Here is a 5,270-nt window from a genome sequence, read left to right on the forward strand (position 1 = left end):
CTGCCGACAGGTTCAGGCGTTGGCGCGCGCGTTGCGCGTGGTCGGCCTGATGAACGCCCAGTTCGCGGTCAAGAACGAAGAGGTCTACCTGATCGAGGTCAACCCGCGAGCCTCGCGGACCGTGCCGTTCGTGTCCAAGGCCACCGGGCATCCGCTGGCGAAGATCGCCGCGCGTTGCATGCTGGGGCGCACGCTGGACGAACAGGGCATCCAGTCCATCGACGCGCCGGAGTATTTCTCGGTCAAGGAATCCGTGTTCCCGTTCGCCAAGTTCCCGGGCGTGGACCCCATCCTCGGTCCGGAAATGAAGTCCACCGGCGAGGTCATGGGCATCGGTCGCAACTTCGCCGAAGCCTTCGCCAAGTCACTGGTGGGCGCCGGCGTGGCGATTCCGGGCAAGGGCGCGGTGTTCATCTCCGTCCGCGATGCCGACAAGCCGCAGTCCGTCGATCTGGCGAAAAGCCTGATCCGGCATGGCATGGAGGTCGTGGCGACGCATGGCACCGCGCGATTCCTGCGCGAACACGGCGTGGAATGCCGCTCGGTCAACAAGGTCAAGGAAGGCCGTCCGCACTGCGTGGACATGATCGTCAATGGCGAGATCCAGTTCGTGGTCAACACCACGGAGGGTCGCAAGGCCATCGAGGAATCCCATTCCATCCGCTCCGCCGCGGTGACGCAGAAGGTCGCGTACTTCACGACCCTGGCCGCCGCCAAGGCGACCGCGATGGCGATGGATTACCGGGATCAGGTCACCGTCTACCGGGTGCAGGACCTGCACGACGGCGGGATCGATTCCGCCGCCTGACGCCGCCGATTCAATGCAGCCACAGGCGCCATGCGTGCATGGCGCCAGCGACGAGCAGGGCCAGCAGCACCCCATAGTCGATCAGTTGAACGCGTCGCAGCGCTGGGGCGAGGGCGTCGACGGGCGCCGCCAGCCACAGGAAGCTGCCGACGCTGACGAGCGCGACAATCAGGGCCGGCCCGTGCAGCTCGGGGCGAAACGCCGAAGCAACCAGGCAGGCGCCCAGCAGCCCGAACAGCACGGCGCGGTGCCGGAGCAGCAACTCCAGCTCCGCCGCGCCGCTGACGTCCACGCCGTACAGTCCCTTGAGCCTGTCCGCTCCGAACAGACCGGTCACCGGCGCGAGATGAATCGCGCCGGTGAGGATCAGCACGGCCGCGACCGTCCGTGCCAGCACGGCGTCACTCATCCGTGTCGCGGTGCTGGCCGCAGGGCCTGACGTGCGCCCAGCTCCCGGCCGATCAGGTAGGCCAGCGGTCCGAACGAGCCGGCGACCAGGGTCACCAGCACATAGGGCCATACCGCGGCGCCGCGCGATCGGGCGTCGTGAATCATCCAGGCGATAGCCAGGCCACAGACAATCACCAGGTCGACGAGGACTTGCAGCGAGCCGGGATTGTCGATGCCGGCCTGCCAGATACCGAAATAGCCCACCTGTGACAGGCTGAAGCCGGTGAGTGCGGCGAAGCCCAGTGACATCAGTAGCAGCACGATCAGTTTCCAGTTCATGGTGTCGGTTCCGTTGAGCGAGTGATGACGATCCATCGTGCTCGCGGTTGCGACAACTACCTGTCAGGTCATTGTCCGGGCGCGGATTGCGGGCGAGCATGTGCAGGCGGAGAACATGAGGAGACCGTGATGGCATTGAGCCAGACCGATACGCAGACGGGATTTGCCCGGCAGCTCAAGAACTGGCGGGCGGCGAGGAAGCTGTCGCAGCTCGAGCTGGCGATGACCGCGGGCGTGTCCCAGCGGCACATCAGTTTCCTGGAGGTTGGGCGTGCGCAGCCCAGCCGGGAGATGGTCGGTCAGCTCGCCGCGGCCCTGGACATTCCCATGCGCGAGCAGAATCTGCTGCTCTCCGCGGCGGGTTTCGCGCCCGTTCATACCGAAACCGCGTTGCAGGATCCGTCAATGGAGGCGGTGCGCAGGGCGCTGGACATGATGCTCACGCATCACGAGCCATTTCCGGCCACCGTGGCCGACCGTGCCTGGAATCTGTTGCAGGCGAACGCCGCGATGGGGCGCCTGCTGGCGCTGGTCGGCGATACTGATGCGCTGTGGAATCGAGTGGGACCGGACGGCGAGCGCAATCTGCTCAAGCTGGTGCTGCACCCGGAAGGTCTGCGGCCCTACATCGGGAACTGGAATGAGGTCGCGGCGGAACTCATGGCGCGCACACACCGCGAAGCGGAGATCACGGGCAGTGTGGCATTGCGCGAACTGGTGACCGTCGTCAGCGATTATCCGGGAATGCGTCCTGAGTGGACGCTGACTCAATGGGGCTACCGACCGGCGCCGGTGCTGCCGGTGCGCTTCGTGCGTGATGATCTGGAGCTGAACGTGTTCACAACGCTCACCACCTTCGGCACGCCACTGGACATCACCACGGACGAGCTGCGTGTCGAAGCTTACTTTCCAGCCGACGAAACCACCGACCAGTTCCTGCGCCTGCTGGCCGCCTGACGGCGCGGCAGGGCTCCGTCAGCCGGCTGCGGTCGTATCGAGACGCGCCTGAACCAGGTCACCAATCTCCGGAATGGTGGCTGCGAATTCGTTATGGATGGTGGTGCGCAGCTGCGGATAGAACTGTTTGAGCGCGTCGTGCTGGGTGTGTTCGATGCGACGGTCGGTCACCGACAGCAACGCTTCCGTGACCTCTGATTGCCGCTCGCTGAGATAGGCGCCGAAACTGTCCCGGCCGCTGGCCAGAAAGGCCTCGAATTGCGGCTCCAGTACCGTGCAGAACTCCGGCAGCAGCCGATCGATGAGCAGTGGAAGCACGGGCTCGCCCCGGCGTGCCTCCGCCATTTTCAGGGCGGTTCTCAACCCGATTCCGGACAGTCCGGAGCGCGTGGCGATCTCCCCGGCGACGGCGTCGGCGAGACGTCCGGCAACGGTCGGTCGATAGTCTTCGGCCAGCAGGATGTCGGCGAGCGTCATGAGGCGGAAACTCCAGCGTGGATGAAAGGTCCGGGCCGGCCTTCGATGCCAAGCCTAGCACGGCGTTTTCGCCGTCCGGCCGACGACGATTGTGACGGTGTACGCGAAATGCGTGCCCGGCGTCGCCGACGTGGCGCGAATTGTGCTGGTCTTCTGATCCCACAATCGGGGCTGACAGGGAGCACGTCATGCAGGCAACCATGGGAAGGCGGCCGGTGATGCGCCGCAAAGGCGACAGCAAGCGTCCGGTGATCCAGGTGGTATTGCGGGGATCGGCGGGGCTGGGACTGCTGCTGCTGTTCGTGATCAAGGAAGTCGTGATCACGCATGGCCTGTTTCTTCGCACCTTCTTCCGACCATCGATCTCGGCCACGCCGCCGCCGATCAAGCTGGACATCGGCTACTGGAACAAGCTCCAGTTCAAGGCCATCCTGATTCTTCGCTACCTGGCCAAGGACCAGTTCGCCTATCAGAGCTGGATGAAGCGGGTCCACGATCGCATCCTGCACCGGCTGGAGGCATCCGGCGCGCCGGTGCAGTACGGTCGGCCGATCCCGATCGCCACGGTCCGTCCGGGAGAACTGGAGCCGCGTGAATTCTGGAAGCGCTACGTGCGCACCGGAACCCCGGTGATTATCAAAGGAGGCGCCGCGGATTCGCCAGCCTGTCAGCGCTGGACGCCCGAGTATTTCGCCAGCCACTACGGCGATTTCAAGGTCAACATCATCGAGCAGAACAGCAACGAGCACTCGGTGGGCAGCTTCGCCGATGTAGTCGCCAGCGAAGGCACGGATCGCAAGCTCTATATCCACAACAGCGCGAGCATCTTCTCCTACAACCCGGAGCTGTTCGACGATCTGGACTGCCTGTCCTACACCCAGCACATGGGCGGGCGACGGACCATGTTTCTCGGGGCTCAGCTGTTTCTCGGCGTGCATCCGACGACGGGCACCGAGGCGCATTCGGCCAGCAACACCAACCTGTTCTTTCAGGTGTACGGCAAGAAGAAATGGACCTTCGTCCATCCGGATTATCTGTGGCTGATGTATCCGGCGCTAAACCGCTTCTTCCTGTTCTGCGCGTCGTTCGTACGTCAGGAATACACCCCGGAGTACCTGGAGCAGTACGCGCCGCTACAGCGCTACTGCCCGCGCTACGAGGCCGTGCTGGAACCGGGTGACATCCTGCTGAACCCGCCGTGGCAATGGCACGCGATCAACAACGTCACGGACCGTTCCATCGGCGTGGCCACGCGCTGGACCTCGGTCGGTCCGGTCAATCGCACCAACACGTTCTTCGATCTCTGTCAGTTGCTGTCGCCGGCGATCTGGCGGCTGCGCATCCAGGGGATGCTGAGCGCGCCGGGCGAGCCGGTGATCATCGACGAGAACACGCGCGGTCTGGTGGACTCGCACGACGACTACATCGACTTTGGCAAGAAGGGCGCGGCCCGGGAGTACATGGACTTCCACCAGTGGCCAGAGCAGTGGCGCTTCACCAGTGGACAGCCTACGCAGGCCGAGCCGGCATCGGAGCCCACCGCGACCTGATCGCCGCGGCCGTTTAAGGTCAGCCTGCCGCCTGAAGCGGCGGTTCGGCTGGTGAGGCGGCGTCGGCGGAGGGTGGGTCGGTCAGGCGGTTCACGCCGGCATCGTCCTCGCCACGCAGCACCACCGCGCCCCAGTTCTCCAGCGAGTACTCCTGGCGCAGGTACATCACGTGGTGACGCAGCTCCGTGTCGTAGACCTTGACCGATGGCTTGATGGTACGGAATGCCATGCCCCAGCGGCGGCGGTCGGGTGACGCGTTCGGCGGCGAACCGTGGATGCAGCGTTCGCTGAAGATCACGAACTGGCCGGCCTGCATCGGCATGTTGACAACCTTGTCGTCGGTGATGTCGGCTTCCAGCTTGAAGCGGGTGCGGGCGAAGCCGCCACCGTCCTTGGCGCCGATGCGCGCCGTGTTGATGCGGCGGTGCGAGCCCTTGACGAACTGCATGTTGCCGTTGTCGTAATCCACGTCGTCGAACGCGATCCAGGTGGTGAGCTGGAACAGCTCGTCGCGGTCGGCCGGCCACAGCGTCGCCTTGTAGCCTTCCTCGGACAGGTAGGTGCTGGCCTGGTGCCAGGTGACCTCGGGTGCGCCCGGCTCCTTCAGGAACAGTTGCGAGCGCCACAGCAACAGATTCGGGCCCAGCAATTGCGCCAGGCGTTCGGTCCATTCGGGACGCTTGATCAGGTCCCACACCGCCGGGCAGTCCAGGTGGCGGTCGCGCCCGGTGACGAAGCCGTAGGTCTTC

6 protein-coding genes and 1 pseudogene are annotated in these 5,270 nt (G+C 64.8%); 3 read left to right on the top strand and 4 right to left on the bottom strand.

Annotation, left to right across the window (positions count from 1 at the left end; translation table 11 throughout):
• A pseudogene (gene carB, locus ABNS06_RS07610) lies at nucleotides 1-808 on the top strand (carbamoyl phosphate synthase large subunit); the annotation flags it as partial.
• 10 nt (nucleotides 809-818) lie between these two features.
• On the opposite strand, the gene ABNS06_RS07615 reads toward carB, so the two are convergent.
• Together ABNS06_RS07615 and ABNS06_RS07620 are read right to left on the bottom strand one after the other, a co-directional pair.
• The gene (locus ABNS06_RS07615; protein ID WP_348673641.1) at nucleotides 819-1,205 is read right to left on the bottom strand and encodes a hypothetical protein; all 387 of its coding nucleotides are present in this window, start codon (nucleotides 1,203-1,205) and stop codon (nucleotides 819-821) included.
• Between the two features lie 8 nt (nucleotides 1,206-1,213).
• On the bottom strand, nucleotides 1,214-1,537 hold the full coding sequence (locus tag ABNS06_RS07620; RefSeq protein ID WP_348673643.1) for a hypothetical protein: 324 nt from the start codon (nucleotides 1,535-1,537) through the stop codon (nucleotides 1,214-1,216).
• Nucleotides 1,538-1,666: 129 nt separating this feature from the next.
• On the opposite strand from ABNS06_RS07620, the gene ABNS06_RS07625 reads away from it, so the two are divergent.
• Nucleotides 1,667-2,494 carry a helix-turn-helix transcriptional regulator gene (locus ABNS06_RS07625; protein WP_348673644.1) on the top strand — a complete coding sequence of 276 codons (828 nt, stop codon included), beginning with the start codon at nucleotides 1,667-1,669 and terminating at the stop codon, nucleotides 2,492-2,494.
• 18 nt (nucleotides 2,495-2,512) lie between these two features.
• Here ABNS06_RS07625 and ABNS06_RS07630 read toward each other — a convergent pair whose 3' ends face one another.
• Entirely contained in the window at nucleotides 2,513-2,971 is a 459-nt protein-coding gene (locus ABNS06_RS07630) for a hypothetical protein (RefSeq protein ID WP_348673646.1), read from the bottom strand.
• 188 nt (nucleotides 2,972-3,159) lie between these two features.
• On the opposite strand from ABNS06_RS07630, the gene ABNS06_RS07635 reads away from it, so the two are divergent.
• A complete protein-coding gene (locus ABNS06_RS07635) occupies nucleotides 3,160-4,521 on the top strand; it encodes a cupin-like domain-containing protein (protein WP_348673648.1) in 1,362 nt (453 codons plus the stop codon).
• A 19-nt stretch (nucleotides 4,522-4,540) separates the two neighbouring features.
• Here ABNS06_RS07635 and ABNS06_RS07640 read toward each other — a convergent pair.
• The coding region (locus ABNS06_RS07640; protein WP_348673649.1) for a phytanoyl-CoA dioxygenase family protein at nucleotides 4,541-5,270 on the bottom strand (730 nt) is incomplete at its 5' end.

This window comes from uncultured Abyssibacter sp. (genome assembly GCF_964000955.1).
GTDB lineage: Bacteria > Pseudomonadota > Gammaproteobacteria > Nevskiales > OUC007 > Abyssibacter.

What these genes read in the sequence shown, in the direction of transcription:
- ABNS06_RS07620 (WP_348673643.1), bottom strand. Translation starts at nt 1,537, where the DNA reads ATGAACTGGAAACTGATCGTGCTGCTACTGATGTCACTGGGCTTCGCC.
- ABNS06_RS07625 (WP_348673644.1), top strand. Translation starts at nt 1,667, where the DNA reads ATGGCATTGAGCCAGACCGATACGCAGACGGGATTTGCCCGGCAGCTC.
- ABNS06_RS07630 (WP_348673646.1), bottom strand. Translation starts at nt 2,971, where the DNA reads ATGACGCTCGCCGACATCCTGCTGGCCGAAGACTATCGACCGACCGTT.
- ABNS06_RS07635 (WP_348673648.1), top strand. Translation starts at nt 3,160, where the DNA reads ATGCAGGCAACCATGGGAAGGCGGCCGGTGATGCGCCGCAAAGGCGAC.